The following is a 21,693-nucleotide window of genomic DNA, read 5'->3' on the forward strand; positions in this document are numbered from 1 at the left end:
GGCGGCGGCTCCATCAACGCCCTTGGGCGAATGGGTCGAAGACCTCGATGCCCAGGCCCGCGAAATCCCGCACATTGCGGGTCACCAGCGTCAGGCCATGCGTTTTGGCCGTGGCGGCGATGTAGGCATCGTTGAGCGGGCTTTTGTCCGGCACATGAAACTGGGCCGACAGCAAGGCGGCCTGGGCATCCAAGGGCAGGATGCGCTGGGCGAACTCGGGCAGCAGGCGCATTTTCAGCCAGTTTTGCAAGATCGCTGCCGCCTGTTCATCGCGCCGCGCCAGCAGCAAGATGCCAGTCTGAATCTCGGCCAAACTGATGACGCTCAAATAGGCGTGCTGAATCTTGATGCCTGAAAACCACTGCAGCACCTGGGCATCGGCCCGGCCTTTCTCCGCCTTGCGCAACTCGGAGACGATGTTGGTATCGAGCAGATACATCAATCGCCCCAGTCCGTTTCACGCACTTTGCTGCTGTGCTGGCGAATGCCGGCCAACAGGTCGTCGAAAGCCACGCTCAATGCGCCGCCCAATGCACCCGCTTCATGTCCGCTGGCAAACGCATCGGCCAGGCTTTTGCCCTCCTGCTGGCGGTATTGCTCATAACTGGAGAGCACGCCCACGATCTTGCCCCACTTGGTGATGAAAACAGGCTCATGCTGGGAGAGTTGCAGCATTTGGCTGGCTTTTTGATTGAACTCCCGGGTGCTCACGGTGATCGGCATAGGGCCTCCAATTTGTAGGAATGTTCTACAGTCTAGCGCCCCGCTAGCACACGGGCAAGCTGGGCCGCCTGGCCAGGGCCGTACTGGCCATGAGCCATGACTCTGTTCAAAGTCTCGGTGCGAGCGGGCAAAACGTGCACAATCGCCCGCTGCTGTTTTCCATCTTGGCGGGCCTGTGGCCGGCTGCCTTCTGGCCGCTGCCCTTTTGGCCCCCTATTGCCCACCCACTGCCACGCCATGCGCCTGCCTCTCGACCCCATTCACCTTCGCCTGCTGGGCATGGCCATGATCTGGGGCGCTTCCTGGCCGTGGGGGCGCATCGTGGCGCTGAACATGCCGCCACTGGCGGCGGCGGCGGCGCGTTTTTTGCTGGCCAGTGCGCTGCTGCTGGTGTGGATGGGGCGCAGCGGCCGCCTGCGTGGGCTGCGCAACCTCTCATCGCGCCAATGGCTGGGCCTGGCCCTGGCTGCGGCCACCGGGGTGTTTGGCTATGCGGTGTTTTTCATGCTGGCCTTGCAATCCGTGCCCTCCAGCCGGGCCGTGCTGGCCATCGCGCTCAACCCGGTGGCCACGCTGCTGCTGGCGGCGCTGGTGTTCAAGGAGCGGCTCAATGGCGCCATCGCGCTGGGCATGCTGCTGGCCATCTGCGGTGCGCTGCTGGCCATCGCCAGTGGCGCGCCCGCACCCAGCAGCCAGTTGCCCGGTGCTGGTGATGCCGGCCTGGGCGAGTGGCTGCTGCTGGGCTGCGTGCTGTGCTGGGCGGCCTATACGCTGATTGGCCGCGCCGTCCTGACCCGCGTGGATGCGCTCAGCGCCACCGGCGTTTGCTCGGTACTGGGCGCACTGCTGCTGGTGCTGCTCAGCCTGGGGGTGGAAGGCCCCAGTGCCTGGCACGCCATGGCGCAAGCCCCTGCTGCGGCCTGGTGGTCATTGCTGGCGCTGAGCTTTGGCGCCGCCGCGCTGGCCTATGCCTGGTATTACGCTGGCGTCAAGGCGCTGGGTGCGGGCGCTGCATCGGGCTATATCACGCTGGTGCCGGTGTTTGGCGTGCTGTGCTCCAGCCTCTGGCTGGGCGAACCATTGGGCGCCACGCTGCTGCTGGGTGGCCTGCTGGCCATCGGCGGCATGGCGCTGATGCACTGGGGGCGGCTGCGGGCTTGAGCGCCGGCAAACCCCACAATCTCACTACGCCAATTGCATGGGCTTGCGCCCAGTGGCCTGCCAGTGCAGCAGGCCCAGGGCCAGCCCCGCTGCGGCAAACACCATCCAGCCCATGCCTGCCTCCTGTCCGGGCACGTAACGCGCCAATCCATCGGCCAGCGCTGCGGGCAACCATTTGGCGCTGTGGAGCGCATGCAGCAGCGCAGAGAGCACGGTGGCCCCCATGGCCCAGCGCCACACCACCGTGCCCCAGCCCAACAAGGCCTGGCCCATGGCCAGCACGATCAACACGATGGTCAGCGGGTAGAGGAACACCAGCACCGGCACAGCCGCAGAAAGAATCGTGCCCAGCCCCAGGCTGGCAATGGCAAAGGAAACCAGCGCGAACAGCAGCACCAGCGCGCGGTAGTTCAAGATCGGCCACAAATGGTTGAAATAGGCCGCACAAGCGGCCAACAAGCCTACGGCGGTGGTGACGCAAGCCAGGAACACCATGACCCCCAGCAGCACCGCACCCCAAGCGCCGTAATAGTGCATGGCCACGCCGGAGAGCACCTTGGCGCCGTTGTCCAGCAGGCCCAGCTGGGCCAGGCTCGTGGCCCCCATGCGGGCAATGCAGACATAGACCACGGCCAGCAGCAGCGCGGCCACCAGGCCAGCGGCAAAGGTGGCGCGCATGACCTGGGCCGGCTCGCGGATGCCGGCCTGGTGCACGCTCATCAGCACCAGCATGCCAAACACCAGCGAGGCCAGCGCATCCATGGTGTCGTAGCCGGCCAGAAAGCCTTTGACGAAGGGCTGCGCTTGATACGCAGCCTGCGCCGCAGCCGGCGGGCCCATGGGCGCGACAAAAGTCGAGGCAATCAGCAGCGCCATGGCCAGCAGCAGCAAGGGCGTCAGCACCTTGCCGATGCGGCCGACCAGCTTGCCCGGCGAAAGGGCCAGCCACAGCGCAATGGCAAAAAACAGCGCCAGGCTGCCGATCTCCCACAGTTTGCGCCCCTGCTGCGGCAGCCACGGCGACAGCCCGATCTCAAACGCCACCGAGCCCGTGCGCGGCAGCGCAAACAAGGGGCCGATGGTCAAGTACAGGGCCACGGTGAACAACACGCCGAACCAAGGATGCACGCGCGAAGCCAGATCCTGCAACCCTTGCGCTCTGGACAAGCCCAATGCCAGTACCCCAAGCAATGGCAAGCCTACGCCGGTGATCAAAAAACCCCAGATTGCCGGCCACAGCGATTGCCCTGCCTGTTGCCCCAAAGCGGCAGGAAAAATCAGATTGCCCGCGCCAAAAAACAGCGCAAACAGCATCATTCCCGTGGCCATCAAAAGGCTCAGCGACAAGCGTTGACTGGCAGAAGGCATTTCAGGCACCCCAGAAAAAGATTGTTTGCACCCCTTGCATGGGTGGCGCAAAAAAGCCCTTCATGCAAACCATCGGTGCTGTGATGGCGCGATCTTAGAGCGTGTGATGCAGGCGCGGCGGTACACGAACAGCAATGCGGCAACAATGGCCAAAACGTAACGCCATACACGATTGCAAGCATTTGCAATAGGCCCTCTTCAGCCGCCCCAACCTGTTCTTCAGCCTTGAGCTGCCTCATGCTCCTGACCGGGGGCCTGGGGCCAAACACCGCTGATCCGATCACAATTGTGTGATTTTCCCCACTGATTCGGACGCAATGGCCGCGAAATCGCCAGCAATCTGCCCGCCAGGCGCTGCATTGCGGTATGGAGCCAGTACATAATTTGCGCCACCCCATGCGCTGCGCAGCACCAAGGCCCGCAACGCCAGCGAGCGCGGCATGTCTTCACTCTCGACCAGACAGGCCCCAACCATGCCAACCAACTACCGACTGACGGCGGCCACCGGCCTGCACAAAGGTGATCGCCAATACCAACAAGACCAGGTGGCCATCTACCAGCACCACCGCAGCAAGGAATGTGTGCTGGGCATCGTGGCCGATGGCATGGGCGGGCGCAGCGGCGGGCGCAAGGCGGCCGATCAGGTGCTGCTGACCGCGCGTCAACTGTTCGAGCGCTTCGACCCCGAGACGGACAAGCCCGAGCAGTTGTTGCACAGCATCGTCAAGGATGCGCACCTGGTGATCCGCCTGACGGCCGTCTCCGCCGAGCAGGAGCCGCACAGCACCATTGCGGCATTTTTGATCACGCCGCAGAACCAGTGCCACTGGATCCATGCGGGCGACTCGCGCATCTACTACTTCCAGTGGGGGCGCCTGGTGTTCCGCACCAAGGACCACTCCTACGTGCAATCGCTCATCGACAGCGGCGAGATCAGCGAGGAAGAGGCCACCAACCACCCCAACTCCAACGTGCTGGTGGGCTGCCTGGGCAGCGACATTGACCCGCCGGCCACGGCCTACAGCATCGCCAAACTCGAGGTTGGCGATGTGCTGCTGGCCTGCAGCGATGGGCTGTGGAGCCAGTTCACCCCCCAAGAGCTGGGGCAAACCACGCAAATGCTCAACGCCCGCGATGCGGCCATGTTCCTGGTCAACAAGGCCAATGAACGCGCCGGCGGCAGCAGCGACAATATCTCGGTGGCCATCATCAAGATCGAGCCCCTGCCCGCCGAGCAGCCCCAGCAAACCCTGGATCAGCGCACCGGCTTCAGCACCGACATTTCCGTCTGAGCGCCTTGGCGCAGCGCGGCCCCTGCCGGACAAGACTTCGAGCCTCCCCCCAGCCGCCCGGCCCGGGCGCGATCCTGCCGCCGTGACAAGATCGCGCGCGGGCTTTTATAATCGCCCGTTTTTCCGAGGAGCGTTGCAGCAACTTGCCGCCACAGGCCCAGCGCCGGGGCAATTGCCAGGCTCGGAAATCCTTGACTGTCATTGCACTGCGCAACAAAGGCCGTGCAGCGTCGCACCGGCGCCAACCCATGGCAGTCACTGGCATGGCGCAGCAGCGCCACGGGCCTGCGGCCCGCGATGTCCAGATTTCGCAACGACGCTCAACCGCCCGCAGGCGCATGCGGCGGCAAGAGCGCTTTGGCCCCGGCCCATCCACTTCTTGCTCACGCGTGCAGACACTGCGCTGGCGGTCCCTGTCCACCTGTTGCAATGAACTGGAGTTTGTCCATGAACGCCCAAAATGATCTTCCCCTGGCCGCGCACAGCGTGATTGCCGATCCGTCCCTGGCCGCCTGGGGCCGCAAGGAAATCGCCATCGCCGAGACCGAAATGCCCGGCCTGATGGCCATCCGCGAGGAATACGCCGCCAGCCAGCCGCTCAAGGGCGCACGCATCGCCGGCAGCCTGCACATGACGATCCAGACCGCCGTGCTGATCGAAACCCTGCAAGCCCTGGGCGCTGATGTGCGCTGGGCCTCGTGCAACATCTTCTCCACCCAGGACCACGCCGCCGCCGCCATCGCCTGCAACAGCGCCAATGGCGGCCAGGGCACGCCGGTGTTTGCCGTCAAGGGCGAAACGCTGCAGCAGTATTGGGATTACACGCACCGCATCTTCGAGTTCGGCAACAAAGGCAGCGATGCCGAAGGCCCGAACATGATCCTGGACGACGGCGGCGACGCCACGCTGCTGATGCACCTGGGCCAGAAGGCCGAGAAAGACGCCAGCGTGCTGGCCAACCCGCAAAGTGAAGAAGAGCGCGTGCTCTTTGCCGCCATCAAGGCCAAACTGGCCCAGGACCCGAGCTGGTACACCCGCAAGAGCGCTCAAATCATCGGCGTGACCGAGGAAACCACCACCGGCGTGATGCGCCTCAAGGAAATGTCCGCTAAAGGCGAGCTGCTGTTTCGCGCCATCAACGTCAACGACAGCGTGACCAAGAGCAAGTTCGACAACCTCTACGGCTGCCGCGAATCGCTGGTCGATGGCATCAAGCGCGCCACCGACGTGATGGTGGCGGGCAAGATTGCCGTCATCTGCGGCTACGGCGACGTGGGCAAGGGCTGCGCCCAGGCCATGGCCGCGCTGCGCGCCCAGGTCTGGGTGACGGAAATCGACCCCATCTGCGCCCTGCAAGCGGCGATGGAGGGCTACAAGGTGGTGACCATGGAATACGCCGCCGACAAGGCCGACATCTTCGTGACCACCACCGGCAACAAGGACGTGATCCGCCACGAGCACATGGTGGCCATGAAGAACGAGGCCATCGTCTGCAACATCGGCCACTTCGACAACGAGATCGACGTCGCCTCGCTGGAGCAATACCAGTGGGAGGAGATCAAGCCCCAGGTCGATCACATCATCTTCCCCACCGGCCGCCGCATCACCCTGCTGGCCAAGGGCCGCCTGGTCAACCTCGGCTGCGCCACCGGCCACCCCAGCTACGTGATGAGCAGCAGCTTCGCCAACCAGACGCTGGCGCAAATCGAGCTGTTCACCAAGCCTGAGCAATACCAGGCCGGCCAGGTCTATGTGCTGCCCAAAATCCTGGATGAACACGTCGCCCGCCTGCAACTGTCCAAACTCGGCGCACAGCTGACCGAGCTGACCGACTCGCAAGCGGCCTACATCGGCGTGAAGAAGGAAGGGCCTTACAAGCCCGATACCTATCGCTATTGATCCGCAAGCGCCTGGGTGCAGCGCCTGCCCTTGCAGGCGCTGCGCTCGGGCTGCACAACCACTGCGACCTTGATCCACCCAGCGCATTCGTGTGGAGTATGCTGGGCTTCTTGCTGCGATTTCGAGGAGGACTTTGCCATGCTGCCCCTGCTGATAACCTGGCTGCTCAGCGCGCTGGCGCTGATGCTGGTGGCCTACATGCTGCCTGGCGTGCAGATCACCAACTTCAAGAACGCCCTGCTGGCGGCCGTGATCCTGGGCCTGATCAACTCCCTGCTGCGGCCCGTGCTGCTGGTGCTGACTTTCCCCGTCACGGTGCTGACACTGGGTTTGTTCGTGCTGGTGCTCAACGGCCTGATGTTCTGGCTGGCCAGCAGCTTCATGCGTGGCTTTCAGGTCTCGGGCTTTTGGTCGGGCGTGTTCGGCGCCCTGCTCTACAGCGTCATCAACTGGGCCTTGAACAGCTGGCGTGCAGCAGGTTAAGGCCTGCTGACTGCGCAATGCACTGACCAGACTGCCCCATGCGTGCCGACCAACTGCTGGTGCACCGTGGCCTGGCGCAAACGCGCTCGCAGGCGCAACGGCTGATTGCCGCTGGCGTGCAGTGGCGCCTGCCCGATGCCCCCTGGCAGCCGGTGCGCAAAAACGGCGATGAGCTGCCCGGCGCGGCCGAGCTGCAATTGCTCGATGCCGCCGAGGCGCGCTACGTCTCGCGCGGCGGCCTCAAGCTCGAAGGCGCGCTGCGCGCGCTGGGCTGGCATGTGCAGGGCTGGCGCTGCCTGGACATCGGCCAGTCCACCGGCGGCTTCACCGACTGCCTGCTGCAGCACGGCGCGGCGCAGGTGGTGGGCGTCGATGTGGGCCACGGCCAGCTCGACGCACGGCTGCGCAGCGACTCTCGCGTGCAGGCCATCGAGCACTGCAATGCACGGCATCTGCAGCGCGCGATGGTGGACCCGGATGGCCAGGGCTTTGCGCTGATCGTCGGTGATCTGTCCTTCATCTCGCTGACGTTGGTGCTTCCCGCGCTGCTGCCCTGCATGGATGCGCATACCCGGCTGCTGATGCTGGTCAAGCCGCAGTTCGAGCTGCAGCCCGAGCTGCTGGGCAAGGGCGGCATCGTGCGCGATGCGCGCCACTACGAGCAGGTGCGCCAGCGCATCAACCAGGCCTGTGCCGCGCACGGCCTGCAACTGCTGCACTGGCTGCCCAGCCCCATCACCGGCGGCGATGGCAATCGCGAGTTTTTCATCGCTGCGCAACGCCACGCTGCTGACCTCAATCAATAGCTTCCGCCCCACAGCCAGGCTGTGCCAAAGGCCCGACTGGCTGGGGTTTTTCCGTTTCATTTACGGTCAGGGCTTCTGGCCGCCCGAGCCTGGCCCACTCCTTGCGTTTTCGATTGCCTTCCATGTCCGCTTCCGCACCCAGCCAACCACAGGCACCACGCGCCGCATTGAGTCTGGAATTCTTCCCGCCCAAGACCGAGGCCGGCGCACTCAAGCTGCGCGCCACGCGCCAGGCGCTGTATCCGCTGCAGCCGCAGTTCTGCTCCGTCACCTATGGGGCGGGCGGCTCCACGCAGGCGGGCACCTTTGCCGCCGTGCGTGAAATCCTGGCCGAGGGCCAGCAGGCCGCAGCGCACTTTTCCTGCATCGGCGCCACGCGCGAGAAGCTGCGCGCCGAGCTGGCCGAGCTGCAGGCCATGGGCGTGAAGCGCCTGGTGGCGCTGCGCGGCGACCTGCCCAGTGGCTATGGCCTGGGCGGCGAGTTTCAATACGCCAGCGATCTGGTGGCCTTCATCCGTGAAGAGACCGGCGAGCACTTTCACATCGAGGTGGCCGCCTACCCCGAAATGCATCCACAAGCGGCCTCGCCCGAAAAAGACCTGCAGGCTTTTGCCACCAAGGTGCGCGCCGGCGCCAACTCGGCCATTACGCAGTACTTTTTCAACGCCGACGCCTATTTCCGTTTCGTGGACGAGGCCCAGCGCCTGGGGCTGGATTTGCCCATCGTGCCGGGCATCATGCCCATTCACGCCGCCAGCCAGCTGCTGCGCTTTTCCGACGCCTGCGGCGCTGAAGTGCCGCGCTGGGTGCGCAGCCGCCTGCAAGCCTATGGCGATGACACGGCCTCCATCCAGGCCTTCGGGCTGGATGTGGTCACAAAGCTGTGCCAGCGTCTGCTGGCCGCCGGCGCGCCTGGCCTGCACTTCTACACCATGAACCAAAGCACGTTGGTGCTGGAAATCGCCCGCCGCCTGGGCCTGCCAACACATTGAGCGCGACGCTCGCGCGCAGCCATCGCCCCGCCATGCCTTCTTCCTGCCCTCCGCTTCGCCGTCTGGCCCTGCATGCCAGCGCCATGACGCTGCTGCTGGCGCTCAGCGCCTGCAGCACCCTGCCGCCCCAAAAAGCCAGCGACGAGCCCCCGCCGCAGCCCTGGGATGCCACGCGCCTGCTTGGCCTGGAGCTGCTGCCACCCATTTACGAGCTCGACACCCCAGAAGCCGGCGCTGCGCAATCCAGCCTTGGCCTGCAGCCCAGCCAGGATGTGGTTGACACCCGCCTGACCCCAGGCCTGAAGAAAGAGTTGCCCGCGCCCAGGGCCTCCGCGCTTGCTCCGCAAAGCCTGTACCAGACCGGCGTGGCTTCGTGGTATGGCAGGCAGTTCCACGGTCGCCTGACCGCCAATGGCGAGCGCTACAACATGAATGCGTTGACCGCTGCGCACCGCAGCCTGCCATTTGGCACCAAAGTCTGCGTGCGCAGCCTGGTCAATGGCAAGGAAGTGCTGGTGCGCATCAACGACCGCGGCCCCTATTCCGGCCGGCGCATCATCGACCTCAGCCGCGCCGCCGCCGAGCGCCTGGGCATGGTTTCGCTGGGCCTGAAAAACGTCTCGCTGTGGATCCCCAACGGCCAAGGCCCGCAGTGCGGCGAAGGCGAGGTGCCGCTTCGCGGCAAGGGCCTGCCCCCGCCAGTAAATCCACCGCGCAAAGAGCTGACCAAGGGCGACAAAAAGGCCCAAAGCGGCAAAGCCGCCAATGCCAGCGCAGCGGGCAAGAACAAGCCTCAAGCCTCCAAGGCCCGAGCGCCAGCTCGCAAACCTCGCGCAACCGTTGCAGCGCCCCAGGCTTCGCAGGCCAAAGCGGGCAAAGCCCAGGCTCGCAAACCCAACGCCAACGCAAAGCGCTGAGTCCTCCCCCAGCCATGCCAGCCTCCCCCATGCCCGAGGCCATGCCGCCCGCCCGGGCGCACGACGTCCCCTCGCCCCCGCTGCCCCAAGCCTGGCTCGCCCCCCTGCAGATCGGCCCCATCGCGCTGGCCAATCGGCTGTTCGTCGCGCCCATGGCTGGCGTCACAGATCGGCCCTTTCGCATGCTGTGCCGCCAGCTCGGCGCGGGCTATGCGGTCAGCGAGATGGTGACCTCCCAGCCACATCTGTATCGCAGCCTCAAGACCTCGCGCCGCGCCAACCACGATGGCGAGCCCGGCCCCATTGCCGTGCAGATTGCCGGCACCGACGCGCAGATGATGGCCGAAGCCGCGCGCTACAACATCGAGCGCGGCGCGCAAATCATCGACATCAACATGGGCTGCCCGGCCAAGAAAGTCTGCAACGCCTGGGCCGGCTCGGCCCTGATGCAAAACGAGCCATTGGCGCTGGCCATCGCCCAGGCCGTGGTTGCCGCCTGCCAGCCCCATGGCGTGCCAGTGACATTGAAGATGCGCACCGGCTGGTCCGCCCAGCACAAAAATGCCGAGACGCTGGCTCGCGCCTTCGAGCAAACCGGCATCCAAATGCTCACCGTGCATGGCCGCACGCGCGAGCAAGGCTACAAAGGTCAGGCCGAGTACGACACCATCGCCGCCGTCAAACAGGCCGTGTGCATCCCAGTCGTGGCCAACGGCGACATCACCAGCCCCGAAAAAGCCTGGCAGGTGCTGCAGTACACCGGCGCCGATGCGCTGATGATTGGCCGCGCCGCGCAGGGAACGCCCTGGATTTTCAGCGCCATCGCCCACTACCTGCACACCGGCACGCAAGCCCCGCCGCCGGCCACAGCCCAGGTGCGGCAATGGCTGCTGGCGCACCTGCTCGAACACTACAGCCTTTATGGCGAATACAGCGGCGTGCGCACCGCGCGCAAGCACATCGGCTGGTACCTGCGCGGCCTGCCCGGCAGCGAGGCGCTGCGCCAGCGCCTCAACCAGGAAGAAGACTGCCAACGCCAATGGCAGCAATTGGCCGATTACCTGCAAGAGCTGGCCGAACAATGCCCGCAATGGCCAGCCGCCGTGGGCAGCACACCAGCCCCGGACGACGAGGCCGAAGCGCAGAATGCTCCCGAGGCCAGCAGTGGGGCAGGCTCGCCGGCCAGCGCTGCTTGCTCCCCTTGCCGCCCGTGAAGCGGCCAGCCACAGATGCCGAGGCCATAATGCAGCCAGCCCGTGCGTTGCCCTGCGCCCCATGATGGGGATGGCGCGCTGCCCGTTTCACCCGCACTTTCCTGTGGCTCCATGAACGAACATCCCGCCCGCCCGCCTCAACCACCTGCCATGCCGCATCCTGCGTCAATGCGGCGCAAGGGCATTTACGTGTTGCCCAATGCCGTGACACTGGCAGCGCTGTTTTGTGGCTTCTACGCCATCGTCATGGCCATGCAGCAGCGCTTTGACCTGGCCACGCTGGCGATCTTCGCCGCCATGGTGCTCGACAGCCTCGACGGCCGCGTGGCGCGCATCACCAAGACGCAAAGCGCCTTTGGCGAGCAAATGGACTCGCTCTCGGACATGGTCTCCTTCGGCGCTGCGCCTGCATTGGTGGCCTATGAATGGGGCCTGCACAGCCTTGGGCGCTGGGGCTGGACGGCGGCCTTCGTCTACTGTGCCTGCGCCGCGCTGCGACTGGCGCGCTTCAACGTCAATACCGCCGTGGTGGACAAGCGCTGGTTCCAGGGCCTGCCCTCACCTTCGGCCGCCGCGCTGGTGGCCGGCTTTATCTGGTTGGCCAATGATGCCGAGCACGGCTGGAGCAGCTATCTCTCGCCTGCGGCCATGGCCTGGCTGATGTTTGCCATCACGCTCTACGCTGGCATCACCATGGTGACCAACCTGCCCTTCTACAGCTTCAAGGATTTGCGCGCGCGCCGCTCGATGCCCTTCATCAGCGTAGTGCTGGTGGTGCTGGTCATCGCCATCATCAACATCGACCCGCCTCTGGTGCTGTTCACGCTCTTCGTCGGCTACGCCTGCAGCGGCTTTGTGGTCTACGTACGGCGTCGCGCACGCGGCGAGCCCGTCAGCGTCATCAGCACCTCCACCGATGAGCCTGACGAGCAGGGCCTACATCGTTAGGGGTTGTTGAGATTTGGTTTGCAAAGCGGTTCTCAACACCCCCTTAGCAAAGGCCTGCTGCGAAAACAGGCAGCGCGCAAAAACTGTGATACATTGCCGCGATGCGCAAATTCTCCCTGAACCTACTACTAGCCGCGCCCCACGGGCGGGTTTGGTAGTGCGCGCATTGTTTTTCCATTCTTGGAAAACACCAGAGAACCCAACGGCCCGTGAGCTTGTGCAGCGACGGGCCGTTTTTGTTTTTCCAGGTGTGCCAGCACACCACCGGCTGCACCGGCAACATCCATCCCCATCTGCGAACAGGAGCTAGACCATGATGTTGAAGAACCCCGCCACCAAGTACCGCGCCTTTGCCCCCATCGGCTTGAAGGATCGCACCTGGCCCGATGCCGTCATCACAAAGCCACCCGTGTGGTGCAGCGTGGATCTGCGCGATGGCAACCAGGCGCTGATCGAGCCCATGGACGTGCCGCGCAAGCTGCGCATGTTCAAGACGCTGGTGGAGGTGGGCTTCAAGGAAATCGAGATCGGCTTTCCCTCGGCATCACAGGTGGAGTTCGACTTCACCCGCAAGCTGATCGAGGAAAACCTGATCCCCGAGGATGTGACTGTGCAGGTGCTCACGCCTGCGCGCGCGCCGCTGATCGAGCGCACCTTCGAGGCCCTCAAGGGCGCACCGCGCGCCATCGTGCACCTCTACAACGCCACCGCGCCGGTGATGCGCCGCGTGGTGCTGGGCATGAGCGAGGACGAGATCGTCGAGCTGGCCGCCTCGCACGCGCGCCTGTTCAAGGAGCTGGCCGCCAAGCAGCCCGAGACGAAGTGGGTCTTCCAGTACTCGCCTGAGATGTATTCGGACACCGAGCTGGCCTTCAGCAAGCGCGTGGTCGATGCCGTCACCGAAGTCTGGCAGCCCACGCCCGAGAACAAGTGCATCATCAACCTGCCCACCACCGTCGAGCACAGCACGCCCAACATCTTTGCCGACATGGTCGAATGGTCGCACCGCCACCTGCAGCGCCGCGACAGCATCATCCTCTCGGTGCACCCGCACAACGACCGTGGCACGGGCACCGCCAGCGCCGAGCTGGCCCTGATGGCCGGCGCCGACCGCCTCGAAGGCTGCCTGTTCGGCAATGGCGAGCGCACCGGCAACCTGGACATCGTCAACGTGGCGCTGAACATGTACAGCCAGGGCGTGCATCCGGGACTGGATTTCTCCAACATCGACGAGATCAAGCGCACCGTCGAATACTGCAACCAGCTGCCTGTGCACCCGCGCCACCCCTATGTGGGTGAATTGGTCTACACCTCGTTCTCCGGCTCGCACCAGGACGCCATCAAGAAAGCCTTCGGCGCGCGCCAGGAAGGCGAGATCTGGGATATGCCCTACCTGCCCATCGACCCCAAGGATCTGGGCCGCAGTTACGAGGCCGTGATCCGCGTCAACAGCCAATCGGGCAAGGGCGGCATCTCCTACCTGCTGGAGAGTGAGTACAAGGTGGCGCTGCCACGCAAGCTGCAGATCGAGTTCAGCCAGGTGGTGCAAAAGGCCATGGACAGCGAAGGCACGGAAATGACCGCCCACGACATCTGGGAGATTTTCCAGCGCGAATACCGCCTGCACGAGACCGCGCCCAGCTACCAGCTCGGCGGCGATGGCCAGGCCACCACCATCCAGGCCAGCATCCGCAAGAACGGCGCCCAGGCGCAGGTGCAGGGCCAGGGCTCCGGCCCTGTGGAAGCCTTCATCCACGCACTGCAACAGGTCGGCTGCGACGTGCGCGTGCTGGACTACGCCGAGCATGCCATCGGCGCCGGCGCCGATGCCCAGGCCATGGCCTACGTGGAAGTCGAGGTGGGCCAGCAACGCTGCTGGGGCGCGGCGCGCAACCCCAACATCGTCTCGGCCTCGATCTCGGCCATCCTCTCGGGCGTGGAGCGCGCCGGCGTCGATCTGAGCCAGCTGCGCATGGCCGAGGCCACCACGGCTTGAGCCCCAGGCCCTGAAACAAGCGCCCCAAAAGCCCGTACCGGCCCGCCCGGCACGGGCTTTTGGCTTTCTTGCCCGCCATTGGCGCCAAGGGCAGGCCTGCCCAAGGGCTTTCGCGGGGGGCGAAAAGCGCATAACACGCTCTAGAATCACACGGCGTTTTGGTGCAAGGCACAGCTGCAAAGGCCGATGGCAGGCCCTTTGAGCGATGCCGATTCCCCCCGCGCGACGGCGGCCCAGGGGGCAATTGGCATCAGCACCCAGCCCGATGCGCACAGGCTGCAGCCAGTGGGCCTTGCAAGCAGGTTCATCGGCTGCTCGTTTTTGCGTGACATGGAGCTTCGGTCTATGGAACCCACCATCTGGCAACAAAACTACGACCCGGCGGGCAACGTCTGGGTCTCGGCGCTGGTTGCGCTCATCCCCATCATCTTTTTCTTCCTGGCGCTGACCCGGCTGCGCCTCAAAGGCTATGTGGCCGGCACCATCACGGTGCTGCTGGCGCTGGCTGTGGCGCTGCTGTTTTATCGCATGCCGGTTTCGGCGGCGCTGGCCTCGGGCGTGTACGGCTTTTTCTACGGGCTGTGGCCGATTGCCTGGATCATCGTCGCCGCGGTGTTTCTCTACAAAGTCTCGGTCAAGACGGGGCAGTTCGACGTAATCCGCTCCTCGATCCTGTCCATCACACCCGATCAGCGGCTGCAATTGATTCTGGTGGGCTTTTGCTTTGGCGCGTTTCTGGAAGGCGCGGCGGGCTTTGGCGCGCCGGTGGCCATCACGGCTGCGCTGCTGGTGGGCCTGGGCTTCAAGCCGCTGTATGCCGCCGGCCTGTGCCTGATTGGCAATACCGCGCCGGTGGCCTTTGGCGCCATGGGCATTCCCATCATCGTGGCCGGGCAGGTTTCGGGCGTGGATGCGATGGCCATCAGCCAGATGGCCGGGCGGCAATTGCCCTTCATGACCATCATCGTGCTGTTCTGGCTGATGGCCATCATGGACGGCTGGCGCGGCATCAAGGAGACCTGGCCCGCCGTGCTGGTGGGCGGCGGCAGCTTTGCCATCGTGCAGTTTCTCACCGCCAACTACATCGGGCCGGAGCTGCCGGACATCACCTCGGCCATCGTCTCGCTGGTGGCGCTGACGCTGTTTCTCAAGGTCTGGCAACCCAAGCGCATCTTCCGCTTTGAAACCGAAGGCGGCGCCCAGGCTGTGGCCGCCCAGCAGGCCCAGGCGCAGAAAGAGGCCGAAGTGGAGCTGACCCTGGGCAAGGTGCTCAAGGCCTGGTCGCCCTTCATCATCCTCACGGCAATGGTGACGATCTGGAGCCTCAAGCCCTTCAAGGATTTGTTCGCCAAGGGCGGCGCGCTGGCCGATTGGGTGATTGCCATCCCCGTGCCCATGCTGCACAACCTGGTGCAGAAAATGCCGCCCGTGGTCGCCAGCGCCTCGCCCTATGGCGCGGTGTATTCCTTCAACTGGTTCTCCGCCACCGGCACGGCCATCATGATTGGAGCGCTGCTGACCATCCTGTATTTGCGCATGCGCCCGGCCCAGGCCGCCTGCACGCTGGCGGAAACCTTCAAGGAATTGGCCCTGCCCATCTACTCCATCGGCATGGTGCTGGCCTTTGCCTTCATCGCCAACTACTCGGGCCTGTCGGCCACGCTGGCGCTGGCCTTGGCGCACACGGGCGATGCGTTCACCTTCTTCTCGCCCTTTTTGGGCTGGATTGGCGTGTTCCTCACCGGCTCGGATACTTCGGCCAACGCCCTGTTTGGCGCGCTGCAAGCCACCACGGCCCAGCAGTTGGGCCTGCCCGAGGTGCTGACGGTGGCGGCCAACACCACTGGCGGCGTGACGGGCAAGATGATCTCGCCCCAATCGATTGCCATTGCCTGCGCGGCCGTGGGGCTGGCCGGGCGCGAATCCGATCTGTTCCGCTTCACCGTCAAGCACAGCCTGATCTTTGCGGTCATCATCGGCGCCATGACCACGCTGCAAGCCTATGTGCTGCCGTGGATGATTCCGCACTGATCGCGGCAGCACAGGCCGCCTCCATTCCAGCCCTAGAGCGTGCTGTGCACTTTGCGCCCCCGCGCTGGCCCAAGTGCATCACACGCTCTGATCGAACCTCCATACCGCGAGACTGCAGATGATCATCTCCTCCGCCAGCGACTACCGAGCCGCCGCCCAGCGCCGCCTGCCGCCCTTTTTGTTCCACTACATCGACGGCGGCGCCTACGCCGAGAAAACCCTGCGCCGCAACGTCGAAGACCTGGCCGACATCGCCCTGCGCCAGCGCGTGCTCAAGGACATGAGCGAGCTGGACACCAGCATCGAGCTGTTCGGCGAGCAGCTCGCCCTGCCCGTGGCCCTCTCGCCCGTGGGCCTGACGGGCATGTACGCGCGGCGCGGCGAAGTGCAGGCGGCCAAGGCGGCCTACAACAAAGGCGTGCCCTTTTGCCTCTCCAGCGTCTCCGTCTGCCCCATCGAGGAAGTCACCCCCGCCATCGGGCGGCCCATGTGGTTCCAGCTCTACGTGCTCAAGGACCGCGGCTTCATGAAAAACGCGCTGGAGCGCGCCAAGGCCGCAGGCTGCTCCACCCTCGTTTTCACCGTGGACATGCCCGTGCCCGGCGCGCGCTACCGCGACGCCCACTCCGGCATGAGCGGCCCCAACGCCAAGTGGCGCCGCTACCTGCAAGCCGCGCTGCACCCGCAATGGGCCTGGGACGTGGGCCTGCACGGCAAGCCGCACGATCTGGGCAACATCTCCAAATACACCGGCCGCGTCATCGGCCTGGAGGACTACATCGGCTACCTGGGCGCGAACTTCGACCCCTCCATCTCCTGGAAAGACCTGGAATGGATCCGCGAATTCTGGCCAGGCGCCATGGTCATCAAAGGCATTCTCGACCCCGAGGACGCCAAGGACGCCGTGCGCTTTGGCGCTGATGGCATCGTCGTCTCCAACCACGGCGGGCGTCAGCTCGACGGCGTGCTCTCCTCGGCGCGCGCGCTGCCGCCCATTGCCGATGCCGTCAAAGGCCAGATCAAAATCCTGGCCGACTCGGGCATCCGCAACGGCCTGGACGTGGTGCGCATGCTGGCGCTGGGCGCGGACTGCACCATGATCGGCCGCGCCTTCGTCTATGCCCTGGCCGCGCACGGCCAGGCCGGCGTGGAAAACCTGCTGGACTTGATGCTCAAGGAAATGCGCGTGGCCATGACGCTGACCAGCGTGAAAAACGTGGGCGAAATCACCAGCGACCTGCTGGCCTGATGGACTGGCTGGACAGGTTCTGATACGGAGAACACGCCCATGCCCGTGACCAAGATCGAAGTGCGCCGCCCGCGCAGCCCCGAACAGGTGCAAGCCATGATCGAGGCCGTGTACCAGGCGCAGCGCGTGGCCCTGCAAGTGCCCGAGGGCGACCGGCAGATTCGCTACATCGAGCACCGCCCCGAGCACTTTGCCGTGCCGCCGGGCAAGACGGAGGACTACACCTTCGTCGAAATCCTGCTCTTTCCCGGCCGCTCGCTGGCGGCCAAGCGCAGGCTTTACCAGGAGATCGTGAGCCGGCTGGGCACGCTGGGCATTGCGCCGGGCGACGTATTCATCGTGCTGCACGAGCCGCCGCTGGACAACTGGGGCCTGCGCGGCGGCCAGCCCGCATCCGAGCTGGACTTGGGCTTTCGGCTTGACGTTTGAGGGAGCTGGCAGCCCCACAGCCCGGCAGAAGCAGCCAGCGGCAGGACGGGCGATCGCCCCAGGCGTCAGGCGGGGGCAGCAAGCATTTGCACCACGCGCCAGCGCTGCCCATCGGGACTGTGCAGCACCGCGCCAGCCAGGGCCGGCGCTGTACCGCTGCCGTCACTGTCATCACTGCCATCACTGCTGCCAGTGCGGGCGGGCTGCCACAGCAGCGTGGCGGCAAAGCCGAAGCTGGGGTGGTGCACGGCATCCCAATCCAGCAGCGTGGCGCTGCCGGCCTCTGCGGGCAGGCCGGCAATGTGCATTGGCTGCGCGGGGGAGAGCTGGGCGCAGGCTCCATCCCAGCGGCTTTGGCACAGCCTGTGGACGCGGGCGGCCGCGCCGGCCTCGGGCTGCGCCAGCATGAACACCAGCGCCTGGCCCGCGCCCTGGCTGCACACGGCCAGCAGGCTGTGGCCGGCCAGCACGCGCGCCAGTTGCAGGGGCGGGGTCGCTGGCGAGGGGACAGGCGCGTTTTTGGCCTGCGCCAGCACGGCGGCGTTGTAGTCAGCCGGCGCGGGCGGGCCCAGCATCCAGAAGGGCGAGAGATCCGGCAGCAAATCATGCACGCCACGCAGCAGGGGCGCGCCAATCAGCCAAGGGGCCTGCGCGGGCGAAGGGCCGGGCAAGGCCGCCAGCCAGGCTTCCATGCCAGCCAGGCTGGCCCATTCGGCCGCGGGGGTGCTGGCTTCATCCACCGGCCACACGTCCAGCCCTTGCCAGCGGTCTTGAACGGCCAGCGGGCGCATGTGCCAGCGCAGCAGCAGCGCCTGGCCAAAGCCCGTGATGTCGCCATCGGCATCGCGCGGGCGCGGGCGCATGCCAGCAGCCCACAACTGGCCCTGATGCGCCCAGGCTGCATACACCTGCGCGTCGTCGATCGGGGGCAGCTCCACCGCCTGCGCCGCATCGGCCGCGAACACGCGCACCTGCGAGGCCGCATTGACCAGGAACACCATCAGCCCGCCCGCCTGCGCGGCCACCACGGCCGGATAGGGCGCATCCGGCGGTGCGCCGTCATGCCCCCAAGGCTGCCGGGGTTGAATCACCAAGGGGCGATGGCCGTCGATGAGCGCCAGGATGCGATCGTGCGTGGCCAGCCAAGGCGCCGGGTCGTGCGGCGCTGAGTGGCCCCAGCAGCGCATGGCCTGCCCGGCGCAGCCGCTCGCGGTCACGCCCGGCCAGGGCTGTACGGCAATGGGCGCGCCGCCCTGGCCAGGCGTGACTGTGAGCGCCTGGCCGTTCAGGCCGCGCAGCACAGGCTGGGCCTGGGCCAGAAAGCAGGGGGTGATGTCGGCTGTGAGGTTCATGCGTGTGTGCTTGCCGTGGCATTGGTGCAGCCGGGCTGCTGCGGGCCGATTCTGGCGCATTGCAGCGCCTTGGGGCCAAGCATCAGGCAGCGCCTACACGAGCCACAGCGTCGCATGCCCATGCGGATTGGACATGGTCTGCTTGGCCCGCAAATCCCATCCCGACCGGTAACGCACACTTTGCCGCTCGATGCACGCAGGCTTTCCTTGGCAAAGACATTGAAAGAAATGGCTCCAAGGCCCCGTTCTGATGGGCGCGCGTCATATGCAGGCCCAGGCCGCTGCTTGCGGGGCGTACTGCCGTTTTCACGCATTGTCCGCCTGGCCCGCTGCCGCTAATGTCCCTGCCTGACTGCGGCGCGCGCCAGCACCTGCAAGCGCTTGTCGACATGGGCAAGCAATTTGCGATGCGAAATGGTTTTGAGACCCTTCAAGCTCTGCAAAAATCGCCCCCCAACATCCACTGTGCCGCGCCCGGCCCCTCTGCGTCTCTTTTTCCGCAATCCAAGGCATTCATGACTTCCCACGCCAAATCTCTCTCCGAAGCCGAACAAGCCCTGCGCCTGGCCGCGCTCGAATACCACAGCGCGCCCAGCAAGGGCAAGATTTCCGTCAAGCCCACCAAGCCCCTGTCCAACCAGCGCGATCTCTCGCTGGCCTACTCGCCCGGCGTGGCCTACCCCTGCCTGGACATCCAGGCCGACCCCAGCAAGGCCTCCGAATACACCTCGCGCGGCAACCTGGTGGGCGTCATCACCAACGGCACGGCCGTGCTCGGTCTGGGCGACATCGGCCCGCTGGCGGGCAAGCCGGTGATGGAGGGCAAGGGCTGTCTGTTCAAGAAGTTCGCCGGCGTGGACGTGTTCGACATCGAACTGGCCGAGCGCGACCCGGACAAGCTCATCGAGATCATCGCCGCGCTGGAGCCTACGCTGGGCGGCATCAACCTGGAGGACATCAAGGCGCCCGAGTGCTTCTACATCGAGCAAGAGCTCTCCAAGCGCATGAACATCCCCGTGTTCCACGACGACCAGCACGGCACGGCCATCATCTCCTCGGCCGCGCTGATCAACGCGCTGGAGCTGGTGGGCAAGGACATCGGCCAGGTCAAGGTCGCCGTCTCCGGCGCGGGCGCGGCCGCCATTGCCTGCATCAACGTCATGGAAGGGCTGGGCGTGCGCCATGAAAACGTCTTCGTGGCCGACTCCAAGGGCGTGATCCACGCCGGGCGCGACAAGCTCGACGCCTCCAAGGCGCGCTTTGCGCACCAGACCGAGGCGCGCACCCTGGCCGACATCGTCAAGGGCGCGGACGTGTTCCTGGGCTGCTCCGCCCCGGGCGTGCTCACCGCAGAGATGCTCAAGACCATGGCCGACAAGCCCATCGTGCTGGCCCTGGCCAACCCCGAGCCGGAAATCCGCCCCGAACTGGCCAAGGCCGTGCGCCCGGACGTCATCATCGCCACCGGCCGCTCGGACTACCCCAACCAGGTCAACAACGTGCTGTGCTTCCCCTACATCTTCCGCGGCGCGCTGGACTGCGGCGCCACCAAGATCACGGACGAGATGAAGCTGGCCTGCGTGCATGAAATCGCCGCCCTGGCCAAGGCCGAAGCCAGCGATGAGGTCGCCGCCGCCTACTCCGGCAAGGAGCTGAGCTTCGGCCCCGAATACCTCATCCCCACCCCGTTCGATGGCCGCCTGATCCTGCGCATCGCCCCGGCCGTGGCCGAAGCCGCCGCGCGCTCGGGCGTGGCCACCCGCCCCATTGAGGACATCGCCGCCTACCGCGAAAGCCTGCAACGCTTTGTCTATCAGACCGGCATGTTCATGAAGCCCGTGTTCCAGGCCGCCAAGCAGCAGTTGCGCCGCGTGGCCTATGCCGAAGGCGAGGACGAGCGCGTGCTGCGCGCCGCGCAGGTCGCGGTGGACGATGGCCTGGCCCGCCCCATCCTCATCGGCCGCCCGGCCGTCATCGCCGAGCGCATCCAGCGCGCCGGCCTGCGCATTCGCCTCGGCCAAGACGTGGAAAACGTCAACCCCGAAGACGACCCGCGCTTTCGCCAGTATTGGGAGGCCTATCACAAGATCATGGGCCGCAACGGCGTCACGCCAGAGGCCGCCAAAGCCGCCGTGCGCCGCTCCAACACCATCATCGCCGCGCTGATGATCCACCTGGGCGATGCCGACGCCATGCTCTGCGGCATGGTCGGCGGCTTCGACAAGCATCTGCAGCGCATTCAGGACATCATTGGCGTGCGCCAAGGCAGCGAGGGCCTGGCCACCATCAATGCGCTGATTCTGGACGAGCGCACCCTGTTCGTGGCCGACACCTACATCCACGAAGACCCGGACCCCGAAGGCCTGGTCTCCATCGCCCGCATGGCCGTGCGCGAAGTGCAGCGCTTTGGCTTGCCGCCCAAGGTGGCCTTCGTCTCGCACTCGAACTTCGGCTCCTCCACACGCCCCAGCGCGCTGAAAATGCGCCGCGCGGCAGAGCTGTTCAAGCAGCGCTTTCCCGAGATCGAGTGCGACGGCGAAATGCATGGCGATGCTGCGCTGTCCGATGAAGTGCGTCAGCGCAACCTGCTCGACAGCTCGCTGAGCGCCAGCGCCAACATCCTCATCTGCCCCAACCTGGACTCGGCCAACATCCTCTTCAACGTGCTCAAGGAAGTGGGCGGCAACGGCACCACCATCGGCCCCATCCTGATGGGCGCGGCCGGCGCGGCCCACGTGCTGACCCCCTCGGCCACCGTGCGGCGCATCGTCAACATGACGGCCCTGGCCGCCGCCAACGTCAACGCGCCGCACTGAGCCTGGCTGCGCCGGCT

19 protein-coding genes and 1 riboswitch are annotated in these 21,693 nt (G+C 65.7%); of the genes, 14 read left to right on the forward strand and 5 right to left on the reverse strand.

Going from position 1 to position 21,693, the window contains the following annotated elements:
• Positions 1-13 precede the first annotated feature (13 nt).
• Both CK620_RS11650 and CK620_RS11655 read right to left on the reverse strand, forming a co-directional pair.
• On the reverse strand, positions 14-439 hold the full coding sequence (locus CK620_RS11650; protein WP_095550434.1) for a type II toxin-antitoxin system VapC family toxin: 426 nt from the start codon (positions 437-439) through the stop codon (positions 14-16).
• On the reverse strand, positions 439-723 hold the full coding sequence (locus tag CK620_RS11655; protein WP_095550435.1) for a type II toxin-antitoxin system Phd/YefM family antitoxin: 285 nt from the start codon (positions 721-723) through the stop codon (positions 439-441). The genes CK620_RS11650 and CK620_RS11655 overlap by 1 nt, the downstream gene beginning before the upstream one ends.
• Positions 724-960: 237 nt before the next feature.
• Here CK620_RS11655 and CK620_RS11660 point away from each other — a divergent pair, with 237 nt between their 5' ends.
• Complete coding sequence (locus CK620_RS11660) at positions 961-1,884, forward strand: DMT family transporter (protein WP_238946115.1); 924 nt, start codon at positions 961-963, stop codon at positions 1,882-1,884.
• A gap of 24 nt (positions 1,885-1,908) precedes the next feature.
• On the opposite strand, the gene brnQ is transcribed toward CK620_RS11660, so the two are convergent.
• Positions 1,909-3,252, reverse strand: coding sequence for a branched-chain amino acid transport system II carrier protein (gene brnQ / locus CK620_RS11665; RefSeq protein WP_238946116.1), 1,344 nt, complete (start codon positions 3,250-3,252; stop codon positions 1,909-1,911).
• 280 nt (positions 3,253-3,532) lie between these two features.
• On the reverse strand, positions 3,533-3,694 hold the full coding sequence (locus CK620_RS14120) for a hypothetical protein (protein ID WP_179290644.1): 162 nt from the start codon (positions 3,692-3,694) through the stop codon (positions 3,533-3,535).
• A 31-nt stretch (positions 3,695-3,725) separates the two neighbouring features.
• Here CK620_RS14120 and CK620_RS11670 point away from each other — a divergent pair, with 31 nt between their 5' ends.
• The 12 genes from CK620_RS11670 to CK620_RS11730 all read left to right on the forward strand — a co-directional run bounded on the left by CK620_RS11670 (position 3,726) and on the right by CK620_RS11730 (position 17,508).
• Positions 3,726-4,544: a PP2C family protein-serine/threonine phosphatase gene (locus tag CK620_RS11670; protein WP_095550436.1), complete on the forward strand. Its 819-nt coding sequence runs from the start codon at positions 3,726-3,728 to the stop codon at positions 4,542-4,544.
• Positions 4,545-4,663: 119 nt separating this feature from the next.
• Positions 4,664-4,795: riboswitch (S-adenosyl-L-homocysteine riboswitch) on the forward strand.
• Positions 4,796-4,991: 196 nt separating this feature from the next.
• Positions 4,992-6,443: an adenosylhomocysteinase gene (gene ahcY / locus CK620_RS11675; RefSeq protein WP_095550437.1), complete on the forward strand. Its 1,452-nt coding sequence runs from the start codon at positions 4,992-4,994 to the stop codon at positions 6,441-6,443.
• 141 nt (positions 6,444-6,584) lie between these two features.
• Positions 6,585-6,926: a phage holin family protein gene (locus CK620_RS11680; RefSeq protein ID WP_095543203.1), complete on the forward strand. Its 342-nt coding sequence runs from the start codon at positions 6,585-6,587 to the stop codon at positions 6,924-6,926.
• A 38-nt stretch (positions 6,927-6,964) separates the two neighbouring features.
• Entirely contained in the window at positions 6,965-7,732 is a 768-nt protein-coding gene (locus CK620_RS11685) for a TlyA family RNA methyltransferase (RefSeq protein WP_095550438.1), read from the forward strand.
• A 122-nt stretch (positions 7,733-7,854) separates the two neighbouring features.
• Positions 7,855-8,724 (forward strand): methylenetetrahydrofolate reductase [NAD(P)H], encoded by an 870-nt coding sequence (gene metF, locus CK620_RS11690; RefSeq protein WP_095550439.1) that lies wholly within the window; start codon positions 7,855-7,857, stop codon positions 8,722-8,724.
• Positions 8,725-8,756: 32 nt separating this feature from the next.
• Positions 8,757-9,641 (forward strand): septal ring lytic transglycosylase RlpA family protein, encoded by an 885-nt coding sequence (locus tag CK620_RS11695; protein ID WP_238946117.1) that lies wholly within the window; start codon positions 8,757-8,759, stop codon positions 9,639-9,641.
• 152 nt (positions 9,642-9,793) lie between these two features.
• Positions 9,794-10,855: a tRNA dihydrouridine synthase DusB gene (gene dusB / locus CK620_RS11700; RefSeq protein ID WP_238946126.1), complete on the forward strand. Its 1,062-nt coding sequence runs from the start codon at positions 9,794-9,796 to the stop codon at positions 10,853-10,855.
• A 111-nt stretch (positions 10,856-10,966) separates the two neighbouring features.
• Complete coding sequence (gene pssA, locus CK620_RS11705) at positions 10,967-11,803, forward strand: CDP-diacylglycerol--serine O-phosphatidyltransferase (protein WP_172424332.1); 837 nt, start codon at positions 10,967-10,969, stop codon at positions 11,801-11,803.
• A 316-nt stretch (positions 11,804-12,119) separates the two neighbouring features.
• On the forward strand, positions 12,120-13,799 hold the full coding sequence (leuA, locus tag CK620_RS11710) for a 2-isopropylmalate synthase (protein ID WP_095550497.1): 1,680 nt from the start codon (positions 12,120-12,122) through the stop codon (positions 13,797-13,799).
• A gap of 345 nt (positions 13,800-14,144) precedes the next feature.
• Complete coding sequence (gene lldP, locus CK620_RS11720) at positions 14,145-15,830, forward strand: L-lactate permease (protein WP_095550442.1); 1,686 nt, start codon at positions 14,145-14,147, stop codon at positions 15,828-15,830.
• A gap of 118 nt (positions 15,831-15,948) precedes the next feature.
• Positions 15,949-17,079 carry an FMN-dependent L-lactate dehydrogenase LldD gene (gene lldD / locus CK620_RS11725; RefSeq protein ID WP_095550443.1) on the forward strand — a complete coding sequence of 377 codons (1,131 nt, stop codon included), beginning with the start codon at positions 15,949-15,951 and terminating at the stop codon, positions 17,077-17,079.
• 39 nt (positions 17,080-17,118) lie between these two features.
• Complete coding sequence (locus CK620_RS11730; RefSeq protein ID WP_095550444.1) at positions 17,119-17,508, forward strand: tautomerase family protein; 390 nt, start codon at positions 17,119-17,121, stop codon at positions 17,506-17,508.
• A 65-nt stretch (positions 17,509-17,573) separates the two neighbouring features.
• Here the strand turns inward: CK620_RS11730 and CK620_RS11735 are convergent, their stop codons facing one another.
• Entirely contained in the window at positions 17,574-18,860 is a 1,287-nt protein-coding gene (locus tag CK620_RS11735) for a hypothetical protein (protein ID WP_143326085.1), read from the reverse strand.
• Between the two features lie 515 nt (positions 18,861-19,375).
• Between CK620_RS11735 and CK620_RS11740 the strand changes: the two genes are divergently transcribed.
• The gene (locus tag CK620_RS11740) at positions 19,376-21,676 is read left to right on the forward strand and encodes an NADP-dependent malic enzyme (RefSeq protein ID WP_095550498.1); all 2,301 of its coding nucleotides are present in this window, start codon (positions 19,376-19,378) and stop codon (positions 21,674-21,676) included.
• The last annotated feature ends 17 nt before the right edge of the window (positions 21,677-21,693 follow it).

Origin of the sequence: Vandammella animalimorsus, assembly GCF_002285285.1 — a bacterium.
Lineage (GTDB): Bacteria > Pseudomonadota > Gammaproteobacteria > Burkholderiales > Burkholderiaceae_C > Lampropedia > Lampropedia animalimorsus.